Below are 16,851 nucleotides of genomic sequence, written 5' to 3'. Positions count from 1 at the left end.
CTCTCCTCCTAACCTTACCTTCAACATCGCCTCTTCTATACTTTTTACAATCATATTTCCTGAAAAAATAGTAAGCCCGAAAAATGTAATTGGGACGAGAGGAATCCATGGATGCACTGTTAATGATCTAAAGTATACTCCAATTAAACCTGACCATTCATGCGTATAAGATTCCACCTCTTTTATAGGTCCACCAAACGTAACAGTCCCACCAAAGAACACTTCAAGTAATCCTAAGTGCAGTAAAATAGTAAGAGTCTGCGTAAACTGCTGAAGAAATACGAGTATAAATGGCATATAGAGATGCGGAAAAATATGTTTTATAACAATATGTCTTCTCGATCCACCTAATATGCGCGCGGCATCAACAAATTCTTCCGTTCGCAATTTACGAACTTCCTTCGCAACATACAGTGCAATAACTGGCATTACAAGCAGTACAAGTAATACCACTTGAAACGAAGCCCTTTCAAAAAAGGTTGTTGTCTCCTCTCCGCTTCCAAATGCATTTGCAGATTGAAGAAAAAAATACGCAATCATAACTGTCGGAATAACTGTAAAACTATCAAAGAAAGCCTCAATTTTTGAAAATCCTCTTTTTATATACGTTCCGAGTACGACACCGAAAAACACACCTATTACCATTCTAAGTGCCGCAATTAAAATAGATATACCAATCGTCCACTTCGCGCCCTCAATGACTAAATGTAACAGGTCATACCCTTTCCGGTCTGTCCCGAGTAAAAATTGTAATGAAGGTGGAAACGGTGGCACTTGTGGATTTTCATCCGCATCATATTGCAATGTGACTTGTCTAATATGTCCATCATTCCATAACGTATTTCCGATGCTCAAAAGAACTAATAAGAGAAGAAACCCAATGCTTATCCAAAATCTTTTATCACGTTTTATATACGTCCACATATTATAATCTCTCCTTCATCGCAGCCGGAATGAGATAATGAAACAATTTAAATAAAATAAAAATCGGAATATATATAAGAAGCACACTAACGATGAAAACCTCAACTCTAATACCGAAATACGATTTCAAAAACATAAAAATACCACCCGTATTAAAAATCCATTCTATAATATATAAATTAGATAACATAAAAAAGATGTTCGTTTTCGCAAAGAATAATGTACTAAGCAACACATTTCGTAAAATATGACGATTTAAAATATGAAAGCGCCCCAGCCCTTTCGCCTTAGCAAATAGTACATAATCTTTTTCTAGTTCATTTTCAAAACGAAGCACGACCATTTTTACAAACATAATCGTAGTCGGAATGCTCAAACACAATATTGGCAACCCCCTAATCGACTCGCCTCCAATTGAAGCAATTTGAAAAGGTAAAAAACCTGTTTGTTTAAAAAACCATACAACTAAAATTTGTGATACTAAAATAAGAAGGATATCTGGAATGGATTCTAGGAAGATAAGAAATGATTTAATTCGATGTTGTATACGCGGTGAACTACTCATAATTACATAAACAATACAAAATGCTACAAATAATGAAATAAAAAAAGCAGCTAAAAAAATAATAATCGTTTCTTTATAATGGACGAACAGCTGCGGAAATAAAAATTTACCTCTCACATATTGCAAATTGGAAATATCCATTAAGTTCACAAACACTTCTTTTAAACTCTGTATGTACTTTGATACATCCAGCTTAAATCCATAAAATAATTTCGGCAGAGCCCCTAACATAATAATCCCCAAAATCGAAATAAGAAATTGAATCGTCACTTCCATTCCATTTAGAAAAACTTTTTTGACCACGTTTTCCCTTCTCTCTATATATAATTTACCCCTTAATTCTATTCTTAATTTTCTGAATTGTAAATATTTTAAAGACGAAAAATCACTAGGCTATGATCCTAGTGATTCTTTATGCGTATGCCCTTCTCTTTTCGCAAACGGCATATATAAAATGAAACATCCAATAAGCGCTGCAAGCTCTAATGAAATAATATAGTAAGGATGCGGTCCTAACATATCGAGTAATGAAGCAGTCTCTGGCTTATGAGCTAAAAACATATAATTACCGCCTGTTTTGTAATTTACAAACGAAACAAGCGGAATTAATATGTTTAAAAATATCATCGTACACTTAATAGATTGCAAGGTCGGTCTATAGCCTTCCACCCAAGTCATAAAGAGTGGTGCCCAAATGAGCAATACATGCGCGATAAAATATTCAATGAAACGAAAATGCGGAAAAGCATATTGCAAATTTGGTGTTAAAATGGCTTGTGATGCACCAATAATTCCCGTAAAAAATACAATCTCATATATACGGTAACTTTTCGTTACAATCATAATCGATGCTAACAACAAACTAATCGTACATAACTCGAATGGTAATGAAGTGGCTAGCTCAAAAATCCCTGCTTTCCACTCCCACATATGCAGTCCAATTTCACTCCCTATAAATAGAAATGCAATCGCATATCGAACCGTTATATTCCACTCATTTTGACGTAATACATCTTGGTATTGATATAGGAAAAATATCCCCACCAACATAATAAATAATATAATGGCATGTTGCCTTGAATAGGGAATAAACGGTTTTAATGGATGCGCGCTAAAATAAGCTTCCATCTTCCTTCCTCCTTTCCTCCATACAATATTATTGTAAGAAAGAAACGACGAGTCAATTCATTTGCTTACACTAGGACAACCTCTACCTTACATTTACATATTCATACCTTACAAAACTGTAAGGTTATTGTAAGCTAAAACGATTTGTCAGATTCTTTACCTCTTCTATACTTAATGTAGATACTAAAACGAACGAAAAGGTGATAAATAGATGAAGAAGAAAAATAAAGTGTTAATTACTAGTGTAGTAGCAATCGGAATTGCAGCTGGATCATACTTTGCATTTGCTGGTGGCGGTTCAGAAGTAGCAATGGCATATAGCGGATATAAAGTAACTGAAAAACAAATCCAAAACGCGCAAAAATTTGGTGGCGAAGTTATTCCAAATGGAATTGAAACTATTTCATTCGATCCAACAAAAGGAACATATGAATTAGCTGTTAAAAAAGGCGATGAAGTGAAAAAGGGTCAGCTTCTATTTAAATACAATGATCCGACTGCGAAACAAGGTATAACAGAAGCAGAAATGCAAAAGAAAATCGCACAAAAAGAAGTAACATTGTTCCAAAAACAAATTGATGCAGCGAAACAAAAATTACAAAAAGATAAAAATGCAGGCCTTCCTGCTGAAGCATTAAAAGCATCAGAAGTTGAAGTTGGGCAATTAGAATCACAACTTGAAATGAAAAAATTTGAAGTTGAAAAAGCTGATGAAATGATTAAAGCAGCAAAAGAGAAAGTAAACACTCTTTCTGTAACAAGTCCTGCTGATGGCGTAATTGATGATATCGTAAAAACTGCTGACGAAAAAACAGGTATGAGCGGAATTACTCTTCGTCACGCTGGTCAATTTAAAGTAAAAGGTCAACTTTCTGAATATGAGCTTGCTAGTATGAAAGTTGGGCAAGAAGTAACTGTTTCATCAAAAACTGTCGCTGGTAAGACTTGGACAGGAAAAGTAACAGAAATCGGTTCTACACCTTTAAAGAGCATGGATGAAAATAAAACTGTTTCTAACTATCAATTCACTGTCACATTAGATAATAGTGACGAACTACAAAACGGCTTCCACGTTTACGTAACAAGTAAATCTGGCGAAGCAACTGGTACAATTGTTCCGAAAAGCAGTATCGTGAAAAAAGGTGATAAAAATGTTGTCTTCGTTGTAAAAGACGGTAAAGCGAAAGAACAAGCAGTTACTGTTGAATTCGAAACTGATAGCGAAGCAAAAGTTTCTGGAGTGAAAAAAGGCGAGGAAATTATCTCTAAACCTGAAAAAGACTTAAAAGATGGTATGGAGGTTGTCGCCCAGTGATTAACTTAAAAGGCATCACGAAATCCTTCCAAAATGGTACAGAATCCGTTCAAATATTACATGGAATTGACGTAACACTGAACCAAGGAGAATTCACTTCTATTATGGGACCTTCTGGTTCTGGTAAATCAACATTAATGAACATTATCGGTTGCTTAGATAAACCGACGACAGGTACGTACGAGCTGGCTGGACAAAACATTTCAAATATGTCTGAAACAGAACTTGCACATGTCCGTAATAAAGAAATCGGATTCGTATTCCAAAACTTTATGTTATTACCGAGACTTACAGCAATGCAAAATGTTGAATTGCCTCTTATTTATGCAGGTGTTGATAAAAAAGAGCGACGTGAACGCTCACTAGCAGCTTTAACAAAAGTAGGTTTAGCTGATCGTGCTACTCACTTACCGAACGAATTATCAGGTGGACAAAAACAGCGTGTCGCAGTTGCACGTGCAATCGTAAATAATCCAAAGTTCATTTTAGCCGATGAACCGACGGGAGCACTTGATACGAAAACGAGTACACAAATTATGGACCTCTTTTACGAATTAAACAAACAAGGCTCAACAATCATTATGATTACCCACGATCGTGAAATTGGAGAAGCTGCAGCACGTCAAATTGTAATTCGTGACGGAAATATCGTCCAAGATTGGAGAGGTTAATTTTGAACACGAGTGAAAATATACGCATGGCCCTTTCCTCTATCTTTGCTCATAAAATGCGTTCTATCTTAACGATGTTAGGTATTATTATCGGTATTAGCGCTATCATTACTATCATTTCAATGGGTGATGGTACAAACGCAAAGTTTAAAAAAGAATTAGGCCAAGGAAAAGATAATGAAATAACGATTTACTACGATAACTCTGACTATGGAACAGATATTGCCAAAATTACAGCTGATATGCTAAAACGTCTTCAAACTGTTCCAGGCGTTAAGGATGTGTATCCAGATGTACGTATGAAAGTAAAAGCAGCTTCTGGTTCAAAAGATGTCTCGCTTGATTTAATAGGTGGAACAGGCGACTTCATGACAGATTCGAAAATAAAATTAGTTCACGGTCGCGAATTAAACGACAGCGAATTAACACAAGCAATTCCTGCTGTTATATTAAATGAAGAAGCTTTCAATAAATTATTTAATGGGTGGGAATCAAATTTATACACTGATATAAAAGGAAAGCCGTATAAGGTAGTCGGTGTGTACGAAACGAAAAATGAATTCGGAATGGCTATGGCTGAAGGGTATACGTCACTTGAAAATGTCCCTGTCATTTCAGGAGTAACTGAGTATGACTCTGTAAAATTAACAATGACCTCCCCAACAGAGCGTAAAAGTGTAGAAAAACAAGCCGTTTCTGTTTTAAACGAAATGAAATCTCCTAAATTTGAAAATAAATTCAAAGCACAGGACTTAGGTGAATTTACGAAGCAATTAGACGAATCTATCGGTATGATGAAAATGGTATTCGGTGGTATTGCTGCTATCTCCTTACTTGTTGGTGGTATCGGTGTAATGAACATCATGCTTGTATCTGTAACAGAACGTACACGTGAAATTGGTATTCGTAAAGCACTTGGTGCAACGCGTGGTAAAGTATTAACACAATTCTTAATTGAATCTTGTATTTTAACAGGACTAGGTGGTTTCATCGGATTCATGCTCGGCATCTTCTTCGCTTGGATCGTCTCCATCTTTGCCGGATGGCCACTCGTTGTCTCAAAAGAACTTGGACTTCTTGCAGTAGGTATCTCTATGTTAATTGGTATTATATTCGGTCTACTACCAGCTAACAAAGCTGCAAAACTGGATCCAATTGAATGTTTACGATATGAATAAAAAACGTAGGAGTGTAAACTCCTACGTTTTTTATTCATCTACTAAACTGAGTTTCTTCTATTATATATGTTTCACGTTACAACTATCATTCTAATACTCTTCATTATTTATAGGTACTAAGGCTATTATCTAATTCTATTATTGCAAAAATACTATGTAACAGACGAAAATCAAGGCGTAATTTTTTCCATACTTCGACTGATTTTGTAACAATTATATCGATATTTTATTAAATTTCACCTCATTTATATATTTTCACGCCTAAAAAGATTATCGTTTCATAACTAAATTTCCATTCAAACAGTAAAATACGCTACTTTTGTAATACCATAGATATCATCAAGAAATATTACTGTAACATTATTAACGTTACAGTAATTGAAATGCTACTCATTTTGTGTTTCATATGCCCTAATACGCCAAAAAACAACAAGGAAGCGCTATCAGGATATTTATGGAATTGTTACAGAATATTAATGCCCCGTTACGAAAGCTTTGTAATTTTATGTTTTTCGCAAATAAGAAAATAATGGTTGCTATAATGAGGTCAACGAAAACAAATGCAATGGAGGCTATTATGAAAAAATTTATGGGTATAGCAACAGCAGCGGTTTTTGGTCTTGGGATTTTCACAACATCTGCTAAAGCAGAAACAATCGTAACGACTGACGTACTAAACGTACGAGAAAACCCAACTACTGAATCAAAAGTTGTAGGAAAATTATTAGATGGATATAAAGTAAATGTTTTACATACAGAAAATGGTTGGTCAAAAGTTCAATTGAATAGCGGTAAAGAAGCTTTCATAAGCGCTGACTATACAAAAGACACTTACTACGTAACAGCAAACGTATTAAACGTACGTGCTGGAGCAAACACAGACTCAGAGATTCTTGGTAAGTTGAAAAAAGATGATGTAATTGAAACAACACACCAAGTACAAAATGATTGGATTCAATTTGAATATAACGGAAAAACAGCTTATGTTCATGTTCCTTACTTAACAGGTAAAGCACCAGTTAAAGTTCAACCAGTAGCTAAAGTTGAAAAAACAACTCAAGTTCAAGATACAGCTAAAGTTCGTGAAGCAGTTAAAGCTCAGGAAGTAGCTGAAACTCAAGCAAAAGCTAAAGCAGTAGAAGCAACTAAAGCTCGTGAAGCGGCAGAAGCTCAAGCAGAAGCTAAGGCTCAAGAAGCAGCTAAAGCTCGTGAAGCAGCTAAAGCTCAGGCAGCAGCTAAAGCTCAGGCAGCAGCTGAAGCTCAAGCAGAAGCTAAAGCTCAAGAAGCAGCTAAAGCTCGTGAAGCAGCTAAAGCTCAAGAAGCAGCTGAAGCTCAAGCAGCGGCTAAAGCTCAAGAGGCAGCTAAAGCTCGTGAAGCAGCTAAAGCTCAAGAAGCAGCTGAAGCTCGTGAGGCAGCTAAAGCTCAAGAGGCAACTAAAGCTCGTGAAGCGGCTAAAGCTCAAAAACCTGCTACACAACAACCTGTTGCAAAAGAAACTGAAACAAGTGCACCATCATCTTCTCGTGAACTACGCGTTGTAGCAACTGCTTACACAGCAGATCCACTTGAAAATGGTTATAAAGCAGGCGACCAAGTAAAATCAGCTTTAGGTCACAACTTAACAGCTAATCCAAACATGAAACTTATTGCAGTTGACCCAAGTGTCATTCCATTAGGTTCAAAAGTATGGGTTGAAGGTTACGGAGTAGCAATCGCTGGTGATACTGGTGGAGCTATTAAAGGAAATAAAATCGATGTTTTAATGCCAGATAAAGGCACATCTAGTAACTGGGGACGTAAAACAGTTACAGTTAAAGTATTAAACTAGTTACCATATAAAAAAGAGTCAGTCTTATTATTGAGGCTGACTCTTTTTTTATGATTCTCACATTCTATCTTTCTCTTGAAAGTAAGCAATGTTGTCTCGAAGCCACTTTCGCTCTGACATAAATAAATTCCCTCGTTTTTTGTACACTTTATCAAATGTCTTTAAAACTTCTTCACGATCAACAAACTTATGTAAAAAACGAACACTATCGTTTTTATGATAAATATAAGGAATAATTTTATTTGTACTACTTACTACTGGTAATGTATAAATATTACTAAGCAATTCACTTAACAAAGTCGGACTGTCTTCATATTCCAAACAATCTATAAGATAATCTGCAATACAAATTTCTTTCGTATTAATAGCAAGTTTCGTCATTAAATAATAAATATCTTTCTTCATAGATACCTTTTTTGCTTTGCTTAACTTCCCCTGTAAATAAGGAAAAATTAATAAGTCATTTAACGCTTTTGCTTCATCATACGCACGATGCCATATATCTGTCTCTTCATCAGCTATCCGCCTTAATAAATCATCTATATACCCTTCCATCTCCTTCTCTCCCGTCTAAATTAAATCTATCTCTTTGCATTCTATATACGAGAGATTACTATTTCAACAGAAAAAAGAGGATGTCATAGCATCCTCTCCTGCCCTACCCTATTCCACACAAGTAAACTGTGTCCAAGCTCCTACATAATCTAGTAAGAATAACTCTTCTTCTGCAATTGTACCGACAATATTTTTCCGTTCATCTATCGGCATTTCTTTTAGAATGATTTGAAGTTCACCTTTATACTTACCAAATGAGTTGTTTCCAATTACAACTTGCCCTCTTTCCTGTAATACACTTTCGCGCACTGGGAAGTCATAGTCTTTATACTTTTTACGTACTTCTGTAGAACGCACCATATATTCTGTTATGTCGCCGCGTCTTACATGTAATTCTTGCAGTGTCGCTTTCTTCTCTACTTCAGTCGCTTCGTCTACAAAGTTTACCTTTAGCTGTAACATGTAACGATTTAAGTTTCCTAGTTTCTCTAACTCTTCTTCACTCGCATAGGCATTTCCGATAATAACGTCATCAATAAGCCCTGTCGCCCATAAGTGTTTCGCTTGTACTTCAATCGGCAAGTTACGATGCTCTTCTAGCGTACATAATCCGTCATTAATATCCCATGGACCGATGTTAGCTGCATGTGACGTAATAAATGCTGCCGTGCGAATACCGTGTTTTTTAAAGCGTTCACTACAGCGAATGAAATAATCATACGGAAGACCAGTGAATTTTTGCGGATAAAAGTTATGGCAACCAATTAAAGCTGGTTTATTTGCCTGATGCGAAAGGATATTTTCTAAGTATGCAATATCGTTACTTACATTTAACTCGATTTTTAAACCGTACGGATTATTCGTCATTTTCGCTTCAGTTAGTCCGTCAAAACCTAAATCTAAACGGATACCATCTGCACCTAACTCTGCAAAGAATGATAGATCGCTATAGCTAATACCAAGTTGATCAAATACCGCCGGAGCTACATCTAAAATAACTTCCATATTATTATCTTTTGCATGATTAATAATTTCTTTAAATTCAGCTACAATTTCTTCTTTCGGACGATTCACAGATAATAGACATGTGAATATTCTTGAAAAACCGTGGCGTGCCGCTGCCAAAATGTATGCCATATCTTTTTCTTTCGTTGAATGTTCTGGATAAAGTGAAATTCCTAATTTACGCTCCATGCTTTTGCATCTCCTTCACACGTTGTATTAATGCTATGCTCGTAAATCTATATTTTGCAGATAAACAAGTTGCACATAAAATCGTTGGTACAATAATTACGTACGGTGATTGCAATCCTAACATTACATATGCACCCATTGAACAACCGATAAATAAAACTGATACGAGTAGTAACACTAATAAAGATTTACTTTGTACCCATTTCGAATAATGGGCAATACACTGTCCGACCACGAATGTAATTAAGATGATAATTGCTCCGAGCATTCTGTTTTCTCCTCTCCTGCTAATTGTTGTTTCTCATACATTTTGAAGAATGGATAGTAAATAACGAATGAGATAACAAAGTTAACAAGTACAAGTACACCAGCCATAATTGTCCAGTCCGTACTAATCACCGCTGCAATCGGTGCTAACATCGTAAATGGCAGTTTCGCCATCATAAGTGGAATCATACCTGAAACAACTGCGAAATATGATACTGTCGTTGTCACTAACGGTGTAATAACGAACGGAATAATTAAGATTGGGTTCATTACAATTGGTGCCCCGAAAATAATTGGTTCGTTAATATTGAATAAGCCTGGCACGAATGATAATCTCCCTAACTCTTTTAGGAACTTAGATTTAGAGAACATAAACATAATAACTAAAGCTAACGTTGAACCTGATCCGCCGATCCATACGAACCATTGAATAAATTGCTCTGTAAATAAGTTTGGTAATTGATGTGCATTTCCTGTAGCTGTGAATACTTCCATATTTTCAAGAATTGCTGAATCCCACATTGGACGAATAATCGGTCCTAAAATCGCAGGGCCATGTATACCGAATGACCAGAAGAACACGATTAAGAATACTGTTAATAAACCGCCGAATAAATTATTTCCTACTAATACTGATTTTAGTGGTGCGATTAAATATGTGATTGTTGTATTTACATCAAATTTTAAACCGTAACGAATACCCCAGAATAAAAGAATAACGACTAAAGTTGGAATTAATGCTGCAAACGAATTTGAAACTGCTGGTGGTACACTATCTGGTAATTTAATCGAGATATTATGCTTAATCATAAAATGATAAATTTCTACTGCAATTAAAGCTGTAACGATTGCGCCGAATAAAGACGTTGCACTTAATGTTCCTATTGAAATGTATCTACCTGCATCAATAACACCTGGTACAGCTTTTGTAATTTGAATTGGTTCAACTGATGCTAGTAAAAAGGCGAGTACAGATAACAACCCTGCACTTAACTGATTGAGCTGATAAAAGTTTGCGAGTGAAGCTCCTACCCCAAATGCTGCGTATAACGCCATTAAACCTACTGTAAATCGGAACGGAATATCTAAAATATGGCGAAACGGTGCAATCCACTCCATATATGCATCAATTGGTAAATTTAAAAAGATAACGAAAAATGATCCGACAATCGTTAACGGTAATGTAGAAATAACCCCGTTTCGAATTGCTAATAAATGTCGTTGTCCTGCAATTTTTTGCGTTGTTGGCATAATCTTTTGTTCCATAAAACTCATAAACCCATTCATCAATAGCCCTCCTCTTCCTCTCTACTATAAAAGAATGAAATAAACTTTATAACATTATAATGTTTATATTTAAAAAGATATAATTATGCTAAAACTAATTGTTCCGCTTGCTTAAGCACTTTCAAACCATCACACATTCCATAATCTCGTTGGTCTATGATCGCAACTGGTATATTGTATGAATTTGCAAGAAACTCTACAGCTGGAAATAAATATTTCACCTGTGGGCCAATTAAAACGACATCGGCTTCCTTAATTTCAAGCTTCACTAGTTCTGAATCAACTGCCTTAATTTTATAATTCTTCCCCTGTTTCTTTGCCTCTTCTTGCATTTTTCTTACGACCATACTCGTTGACATACCTGCTGCACAACATAATAAAATGTACATCTTATACTGTCACTTTCTCTTCTACTCGTTTATGAAGAGCAATAAATTCTTCAGCCAGTTCTTTTACTGTAATTGCATTCATTAAATGATCTTGCGCATGCACTAACAGTAAACTGATTTCTGCATGATTTCCTCTTGCCTCTTCTTGAATTAAATCCGTTTGAATGCGATGAGCTGATGAAATTTCCTCACTAGCAAGTTTCATCTTTTCACTGGCATTCCCGAAATCTCCTTGTCTTGCAAAAGCAATTGCTTCAAGCGCCGCACTTCTCGCATTGCCACCATGTAAAATTAATGCAAATGGAGTTTGCATATCAGCCATTTTAAATTCCCCCAAGCTATATGTTTTCTATGTTTTTATCTTATTATGAAAACGCATACAATTAAACATAAAAAACTTCCGTTATGTAACGGAAGTTTTTATATACTTTTTCAAAATGATAATAAAATCTCTTGAAAATCTTCAATTAACTCGGTCTGAGTAAGTTTCTCTATCGTAGTTTGACTAGACATAATATCATATAAAAAATCATAAAGCCTTTGCAAATCTTCATTATTATTGCGCTTTACACTAAATAAAATAATTACTTGTACTTTTTTATCTCCCCAATCAACAGCCTTTTCAAGTGTGCAAAACATCAAAAAAGTTTCCTCACTTAATAACTGCATCGGATGCGGGATTGCAACTGAATTCCCAACCGCTGTCGGAGACGTATTTTCTCTTTCCATAACAGAAGCATAAAAGTTTTTTGGTACATAGCGTTTCTCAGCAGCTTTCTCACATAAAAACTGAATAACATCCTCTTTCGTAGAAGCACTATGATTTAAAAAGATTAAATCTTCCTTAATATAAGGCTGCACACTAGTATTCACATGCGTAAACAATCGCTGACCAATCGATTTAATCTCTTTATCATCAAATATTGAATTCACTTTTATAACTGGAACAGGCAAGCCACTCGGTATATGAATCGTACTAATAATACAATCTATTTTTTCTTTATAAAGATCTTCTACTTTCAATTGATAATAGCCTGTAATACCTACAATCTCTAATTTATCTCGGAACTGTGATAAAATTTTATATTTTAATAGTTGTGCACTTCCTTGACCAGTCGCACAAACTAATAAGCATCTTTTCTTTTGATTCTGCTCCTGCAAACGGCTCATCGCTCCGCCGAAGTGAATTGCAATATAACCAATTTCACTTTCAGGAATCGATTCACCCATATATTCACCAATGATATCTCCAACAAGAACCGCAACTTCAAAAGCATACGGATAATTCTTTTTCACTTCTGCCAAAAGAGGATTCCTCGTATTTAACTTATACTTCAAACGATTTAATAACGTTTTTAAATGAATACCAAATCCAAATAATAATTCTTCATCATAATAAAAAATAAGATTCCGTTCTTCCGCTACTTTAAAAAGAATATGTTGCATAAATGCATATATATCTTTCCCTAATAGCTCTTCTACATTTTCATAGCGACCTCTCGTTGTAACAGCAGTACTTAATAAATGCATCGTCACATATAATACTTCTTCTTCTGGAAATGAAAATTTTAACTCTTTCTCTAAATCTCCTAAAATCTGCTTCGCAATTGTATATTCTTTCTTTATTATAAGTTCTGATTGCTCCGCATGTAGTCCTTTCATATAATGTTGACTTTGACAACGCTTTAATGCAATTGCAATATGAATGACTAAATTATCAATTTCTATATCAGATAAATATATTGTTCCGCCTTCAATATACTTTAATATAATTGAACGAATGAGTGATATATGAGGTAGCGATAAATATGTCTCCGTCTGCTCAAATTGCTCATGAAACGGAGTATGGTCATAACGCGGGAAACCATATTGTGATAAACAAGAACGAATATTAAATTCCTCTCCAACAATACGTATACCATAATACGGTCTCTTCTCAATTTGTAATTTATAGCGACCACATATATCTGTAACATCTTTCATAATTAAATTGACCGTTGATTTGCTCACATACATCTCTTCCGCTAATTCTGAAAGCTTCACATATTCCTCTGTCATTAAAACACGCTGCAGAATGTACGCTATTCTTTCTTCATAAGAAGTTGGAATCTTTTCCGTCTGTTTTTGAAATAGACTCACACAAAAGTCTTCAAATTTCTTCTTTTGTATAATTTCTAATTCGTACCCATTCCCTCTTTGCGATTCGATTTTCGCTCCGTTTTCTTCCAATATATCATTTAATAATTTTATATCCTTTTGAATCGTCTTCGTTGATACATGTAAACGGCCCGCTAAAAAAGCTCGATTTAACATCGATTTCTCTTCTAAAAATTCCTCTAAAATAGAAATTAATCGCTGATGCACCTTTGTCATAGCTCTTCCTCTCGCTCTTTATATATAAAGGGGGAAACGCTGCTGAAATCAGTAGTTTTTCCCCTTTATATTCTCTCTATTTCTTTAATGTGAATCCGAATTTATCCCATGCTTGTAAATAGTCTAGTAAGAAAATCTCTTCTTCTACAATTCGACCAACTACATTTGTTTTTCCTGTATTCACCATATCTTTTAATGCAATTTGTAATTCACCTTTATACTGGCCATATTGCTCATTGTCAATTAATAAATCTCCACGCTTAATTTCGCGCGTATTATGAGGTTTAAACTCTTCTTTTTTATATTTCACACGACTTTGTGTAGAACGAATCATATATTCAGATACATCTCCTCGATAAAAATGTGGTTCGTCTAATACGATAATTCTTTCTAGTTCTGTCGTTGTATCATATAGTTCTATATCAAATGCTTGTTTTTCTTTATTTAATGCACTTAGTGCTTGTAATTCTTCTTCTGACGCATATGCGTTTGCAATAATAACATCATCAATTAATTCCGTCGCGAATAAATGCTTCGCCTGTGTTGTCATCGATAATTCACGATGCTGCTCTAATGTACATAACCCTTCTGTTACTGGCCAAGGTCCGTATGTTGCATCAAATGATGAAATAAAAGCAGCCGTTCTCATACCGTAATCTTTAAATTGTTTCGAGCATTTAATGAAATGATCGTATGATAACCCTGAATAACGATGCGGATAAAAATTATGACAACCAATTAAATTTTCACGATTTGGTCTATGACTCATAATGTTATCTACATACTTCGTACCATTACTCATATTAATCTCAATTTTCAAACCATACGGATTATAAGTCATAATTGATTCTTCTAATCCTGAGAAACCGACATCTAAACGAATACCGTACGCACCTAATTCATGGAAGAATGATAAATCATTATACGAAATACCTAATTGTTCAAAAACAGATGGACTAATATCAACTAATACTTGGAACCCTAATGAATTCGCATGAGAGATCGTTTCTTTAAATTCTTCTATAATTTTCTCTTTTTCTCCATCCACAGATAATAAACATGTGAACACACGTGTAAATCCATATTTACTTGCTAATGTTAAATACTCCTTATCTTTCTCTACTGTTGAATGTTCTGGATAAATAGAAATACCTAATCGTCTCATATGTACACGCCTCTTTCTTCATCATATTGTAAACCTTTTCAAATATATGTAGTGAAAAAGTATATATCCCCTTCTTGTTCACTACTCTTTTGAATCCGCTTTCTTTAAAGAAAAAATAATTTCTATCATTCTTAACACCTACAAGTCTATACATCTATACTTTACATCTTTTTTTCATAGTTGTGTAGCTTTTACACAAATTTGTCAGTTTTTCATCTTAAAAATTGTTATCCGTTTTCAAGACACCTTCCTTGACTGTTTCATTGGCCAATACATATACTCGAAAGAAAAGAGATAAAGTGAAACTTTAATCAGTGAGGGGGGGGTTCATCCCCCACTGATTATTAGTTGAACCAATCGGGCATTTACGGGCAGTTGATCTCCCACCTAACTTCTTTGCTCCAGTCCGATTTTGAGGTGGGAGTTTTACTGCCCGTTAATAGCGGGAAAATTTTATATAGGGGATGAATATATGGGAGAAGCAATACTCGTAAAACGAGAGCCGTTATGGACAAAAGAGTTTGTTGCTTTAATTTTTGCAAACTTATGTATGTTTTTAGGGTTTCAAATGTTAATTCCAACCTTACCTGTTTATGTGAAAGAAATTGGTGGCACAAGTTCCAATATCGGATTTGTTGTCGGCATGTTTACCGTTGCGGCACTTTTTGTTAGACCGCTAACTGGGAACGCCTTGCAAAAATTTAATAAAAAAATCATTTTAATGATCGGTACTGCTATTTGTTTACTCGCTATGGGCAGTTACCTTTTCGCCTCAACAATCTTTCTCTTGCTTGCTGTTCGTATTTTACACGGAGCTGGTTTCGGTGTTACAACGACTACATATGGAACTGTCGTTTCTGATTTAATTCCCTCAGCTCGCCGCGGAGAAGGCATGGGATATTTTGGCCTTTCTGGAACAATTGCAATGGCCCTCGGTCCACTTATCGGACTATGGCTTATGCAAACATATAATTTCACAATTCTTTTTTTATGTGCATTATCGTGCACAATTGTTTCATTAATATTAACAAAGCTACTTCAAATCCAAAAAACGAAACAGCCGCCACAACAATCATCTAGTACTTTTCTCGATGGATTTATTGAGCGTAAAGCTTTACTTCCTTCATTATTAATATTATGTATTACATTAATGTACGGAGGAATCGGAAGTTTTATCACACTATTTGCTACAGAAGTCGGCATAGCTGATATTAGTCTCTTCTTTTTATGTAACGCACTAGCAATCGCTGTGACTCGTCCATTCTCTGGAAAGCTATATGATGCGAAAGGGCATACATTCGTCATCATTCCGGGAGTTATTATAACGTTTACAGGCATTATTTTATTGTCGTATACGACGACAATTCCGAGCTTAATTATTGCTGCAGCATGTTACGGAAGTGGTTTTGGAGCGATCCAACCTGCACTACAAGCATGGATGATTGACCGCGTAGCACCCCATCGACGCGGCGTAGCAACTGCTACATTTTTCTCCGCATTTGACCTTGGAATAGGCGCTGGAGCAATTATATTTGGATTTATTGCTCACTTTACAAACTATGCAACTGTATATCGTTACTCCTCTCTATTACTTATTGCTTTTCTCTTCATTTACATTACAAGCATAAGAAAACAAAAGCATGGCGATAAAAACACGGAAAAAGCTGCTGGATAATTCAGTGGCTTTTTTATCGTGTTAAAAAAATTGTTTTTCCTCGCTTTGCTATTATAAAACTACATGCATTTTCCTACATATTTTTTTAACTTTCCTCAAAAAATATACGATGAACTCGCAGACGCTTTCCTTGATATTCGACTGAACAATATTATTCTAAAAAGTGTGATTTCTTTACAAAATTAAGATTTAAATAAGATGTAAACCAATAAAATACAGCTGTTTCTTTAAGGGATTGTAAACTTTTCTTCTCTTTGTAAATTTAGTGTAAATTTTACTAGCAAACCGTTTACAGTAACTCAAGGTTCAGTTAATAATTACATCGTACATGAAATTT

At 35.1% G+C, this 16,851-nt stretch carries 16 protein-coding genes; 5 read left to right on the top strand and 11 right to left on the bottom strand.

Annotated features, from left to right (window positions below; translation table 11 throughout):
* The 3 genes from AC0OM3_RS28140 to AC0OM3_RS28130 form a co-directional block, all read right to left on the bottom strand.
* Positions 1-924, bottom strand: a 924-nt coding sequence (locus AC0OM3_RS28140) for an ABC transporter permease (RefSeq protein ID WP_474213344.1), incomplete at its 3' end; no start/stop codon positions are given.
* 1 nt (position 925) lies between these two features.
* Complete coding sequence (locus AC0OM3_RS28135; RefSeq protein ID WP_000239699.1) at positions 926-1,792, bottom strand: ABC transporter permease subunit; 867 nt, start codon at positions 1,790-1,792, stop codon at positions 926-928.
* A gap of 90 nt (positions 1,793-1,882) precedes the next feature.
* Positions 1,883-2,617 (bottom strand): YwaF family protein, encoded by a 735-nt coding sequence (locus tag AC0OM3_RS28130; protein ID WP_474213342.1) that lies wholly within the window; start codon positions 2,615-2,617, stop codon positions 1,883-1,885.
* Positions 2,618-2,828: 211 nt separating this feature from the next.
* On the opposite strand from AC0OM3_RS28130, the gene AC0OM3_RS28125 reads away from it, so the two are divergent.
* The 4 genes from AC0OM3_RS28125 to entC all read left to right on the top strand — a co-directional run bounded on the left by AC0OM3_RS28125 (position 2,829) and on the right by entC (position 7,609).
* On the top strand, positions 2,829-3,932 hold the full coding sequence (locus AC0OM3_RS28125; RefSeq protein ID WP_000728827.1) for an efflux RND transporter periplasmic adaptor subunit: 1,104 nt from the start codon (positions 2,829-2,831) through the stop codon (positions 3,930-3,932).
* Positions 3,929-4,603, top strand: a complete 675-nt coding sequence (locus AC0OM3_RS28120) for an ABC transporter ATP-binding protein (RefSeq protein WP_000609108.1) — start codon at positions 3,929-3,931, stop codon at positions 4,601-4,603. Before AC0OM3_RS28125 ends, AC0OM3_RS28120 begins: the two co-directional genes overlap by 4 nt.
* Positions 4,604-4,629: 26 nt before the next feature.
* Positions 4,630-5,781, top strand: coding sequence for an ABC transporter permease (locus AC0OM3_RS28115; protein ID WP_003300097.1), 1,152 nt, complete (start codon positions 4,630-4,632; stop codon positions 5,779-5,781).
* A gap of 454 nt (positions 5,782-6,235) precedes the next feature.
* Complete coding sequence (gene entC, locus AC0OM3_RS28110; protein ID WP_046946555.1) at positions 6,236-7,609, top strand: cell wall-binding protein EntC; 1,374 nt, start codon at positions 6,236-6,238, stop codon at positions 7,607-7,609.
* A 57-nt stretch (positions 7,610-7,666) separates the two neighbouring features.
* Here entC and AC0OM3_RS28105 read toward each other — a convergent pair whose 3' ends face one another.
* The 8 genes from AC0OM3_RS28105 to AC0OM3_RS28070 form a co-directional block, all read right to left on the bottom strand.
* Positions 7,667-8,164 carry a hypothetical protein gene (locus tag AC0OM3_RS28105; RefSeq protein ID WP_000399413.1) on the bottom strand — a complete coding sequence of 166 codons (498 nt, stop codon included), beginning with the start codon at positions 8,162-8,164 and terminating at the stop codon, positions 7,667-7,669.
* 108 nt (positions 8,165-8,272) lie between these two features.
* Positions 8,273-9,358 carry a DUF871 domain-containing protein gene (locus tag AC0OM3_RS28100; RefSeq protein ID WP_000440029.1) on the bottom strand — a complete coding sequence of 362 codons (1,086 nt, stop codon included), beginning with the start codon at positions 9,356-9,358 and terminating at the stop codon, positions 8,273-8,275.
* Positions 9,348-9,626, bottom strand: a complete 279-nt coding sequence (locus tag AC0OM3_RS28095; protein WP_061883800.1) for a hypothetical protein — start codon at positions 9,624-9,626, stop codon at positions 9,348-9,350. The genes AC0OM3_RS28100 and AC0OM3_RS28095 overlap by 11 nt, the downstream gene beginning before the upstream one ends.
* Complete coding sequence (locus AC0OM3_RS28090) at positions 9,602-10,912, bottom strand: PTS sugar transporter subunit IIC (protein ID WP_208906488.1); 1,311 nt, start codon at positions 10,910-10,912, stop codon at positions 9,602-9,604. Before AC0OM3_RS28090 ends, AC0OM3_RS28095 begins: the two co-directional genes overlap by 25 nt.
* A gap of 83 nt (positions 10,913-10,995) precedes the next feature.
* Positions 10,996-11,301: a PTS sugar transporter subunit IIB gene (locus AC0OM3_RS28085; protein ID WP_000275642.1), complete on the bottom strand. Its 306-nt coding sequence runs from the start codon at positions 11,299-11,301 to the stop codon at positions 10,996-10,998.
* Position 11,302: 1 nt separating this feature from the next.
* Positions 11,303-11,623, bottom strand: coding sequence for a PTS lactose/cellobiose transporter subunit IIA (locus AC0OM3_RS28080; RefSeq protein WP_000774633.1), 321 nt, complete (start codon positions 11,621-11,623; stop codon positions 11,303-11,305).
* A 110-nt stretch (positions 11,624-11,733) separates the two neighbouring features.
* Positions 11,734-13,674: a BglG family transcription antiterminator gene (locus tag AC0OM3_RS28075; RefSeq protein WP_000169787.1), complete on the bottom strand. Its 1,941-nt coding sequence runs from the start codon at positions 13,672-13,674 to the stop codon at positions 11,734-11,736.
* 76 nt (positions 13,675-13,750) lie between these two features.
* The gene (locus AC0OM3_RS28070; protein ID WP_474213337.1) at positions 13,751-14,839 is read right to left on the bottom strand and encodes a DUF871 domain-containing protein; all 1,089 of its coding nucleotides are present in this window, start codon (positions 14,837-14,839) and stop codon (positions 13,751-13,753) included.
* 472 nt (positions 14,840-15,311) lie between these two features.
* On the opposite strand from AC0OM3_RS28070, the gene AC0OM3_RS28065 reads away from it, so the two are divergent.
* On the top strand, positions 15,312-16,514 hold the full coding sequence (locus tag AC0OM3_RS28065; protein ID WP_000503246.1) for an MFS transporter: 1,203 nt from the start codon (positions 15,312-15,314) through the stop codon (positions 16,512-16,514).
* Positions 16,515-16,851 lie beyond the last annotated feature (337 nt).

This window comes from Bacillus sp. FAU20, from assembly GCF_056033865.1.
The sequence above is the reverse complement of the archived record's forward strand: the minus strand, read 5'-3'. Positions and strand labels throughout refer to the sequence as shown.

Excerpts from the sequence above, each read along its gene's own strand:
- AC0OM3_RS28080 (WP_000774633.1), bottom strand. The coding sequence starts at position 11,623 with ATGGCTGATATGCAAACTCCATTTGCATTAATTTTACATGGTGGCAAT.
- AC0OM3_RS28090 (WP_208906488.1), bottom strand. The coding sequence starts at position 10,912 with ATGAATGGGTTTATGAGTTTTATGGAACAAAAGATTATGCCAACAACG.
- AC0OM3_RS28065 (WP_000503246.1), top strand. The coding sequence starts at position 15,312 with ATGGGAGAAGCAATACTCGTAAAACGAGAGCCGTTATGGACAAAAGAG.
- AC0OM3_RS28070 (WP_474213337.1), bottom strand. The coding sequence starts at position 14,839 with ATGAGACGATTAGGTATTTCTATTTATCCAGAACATTCAACAGTAGAG.
- entC (WP_046946555.1), top strand. The coding sequence starts at position 6,236 with ATGGAATTGTTACAGAATATTAATGCCCCGTTACGAAAGCTTTGTAAT.
- AC0OM3_RS28130 (WP_474213342.1), bottom strand. The coding sequence starts at position 2,617 with ATGGAAGCTTATTTTAGCGCGCATCCATTAAAACCGTTTATTCCCTAT.
- AC0OM3_RS28125 (WP_000728827.1), top strand. The coding sequence starts at position 2,829 with ATGAAGAAGAAAAATAAAGTGTTAATTACTAGTGTAGTAGCAATCGGA.
- AC0OM3_RS28105 (WP_000399413.1), bottom strand. The coding sequence starts at position 8,164 with ATGGAAGGGTATATAGATGATTTATTAAGGCGGATAGCTGATGAAGAG.
- AC0OM3_RS28085 (WP_000275642.1), bottom strand. The coding sequence starts at position 11,301 with ATGTACATTTTATTATGTTGTGCAGCAGGTATGTCAACGAGTATGGTC.
- AC0OM3_RS28100 (WP_000440029.1), bottom strand. The coding sequence starts at position 9,358 with ATGGAGCGTAAATTAGGAATTTCACTTTATCCAGAACATTCAACGAAA.
- AC0OM3_RS28095 (WP_061883800.1), bottom strand. The coding sequence starts at position 9,626 with ATGCTCGGAGCAATTATCATCTTAATTACATTCGTGGTCGGACAGTGT.
- AC0OM3_RS28115 (WP_003300097.1), top strand. The coding sequence starts at position 4,630 with ATGGCCCTTTCCTCTATCTTTGCTCATAAAATGCGTTCTATCTTAACG.
- AC0OM3_RS28075 (WP_000169787.1), bottom strand. The coding sequence starts at position 13,674 with ATGACAAAGGTGCATCAGCGATTAATTTCTATTTTAGAGGAATTTTTA.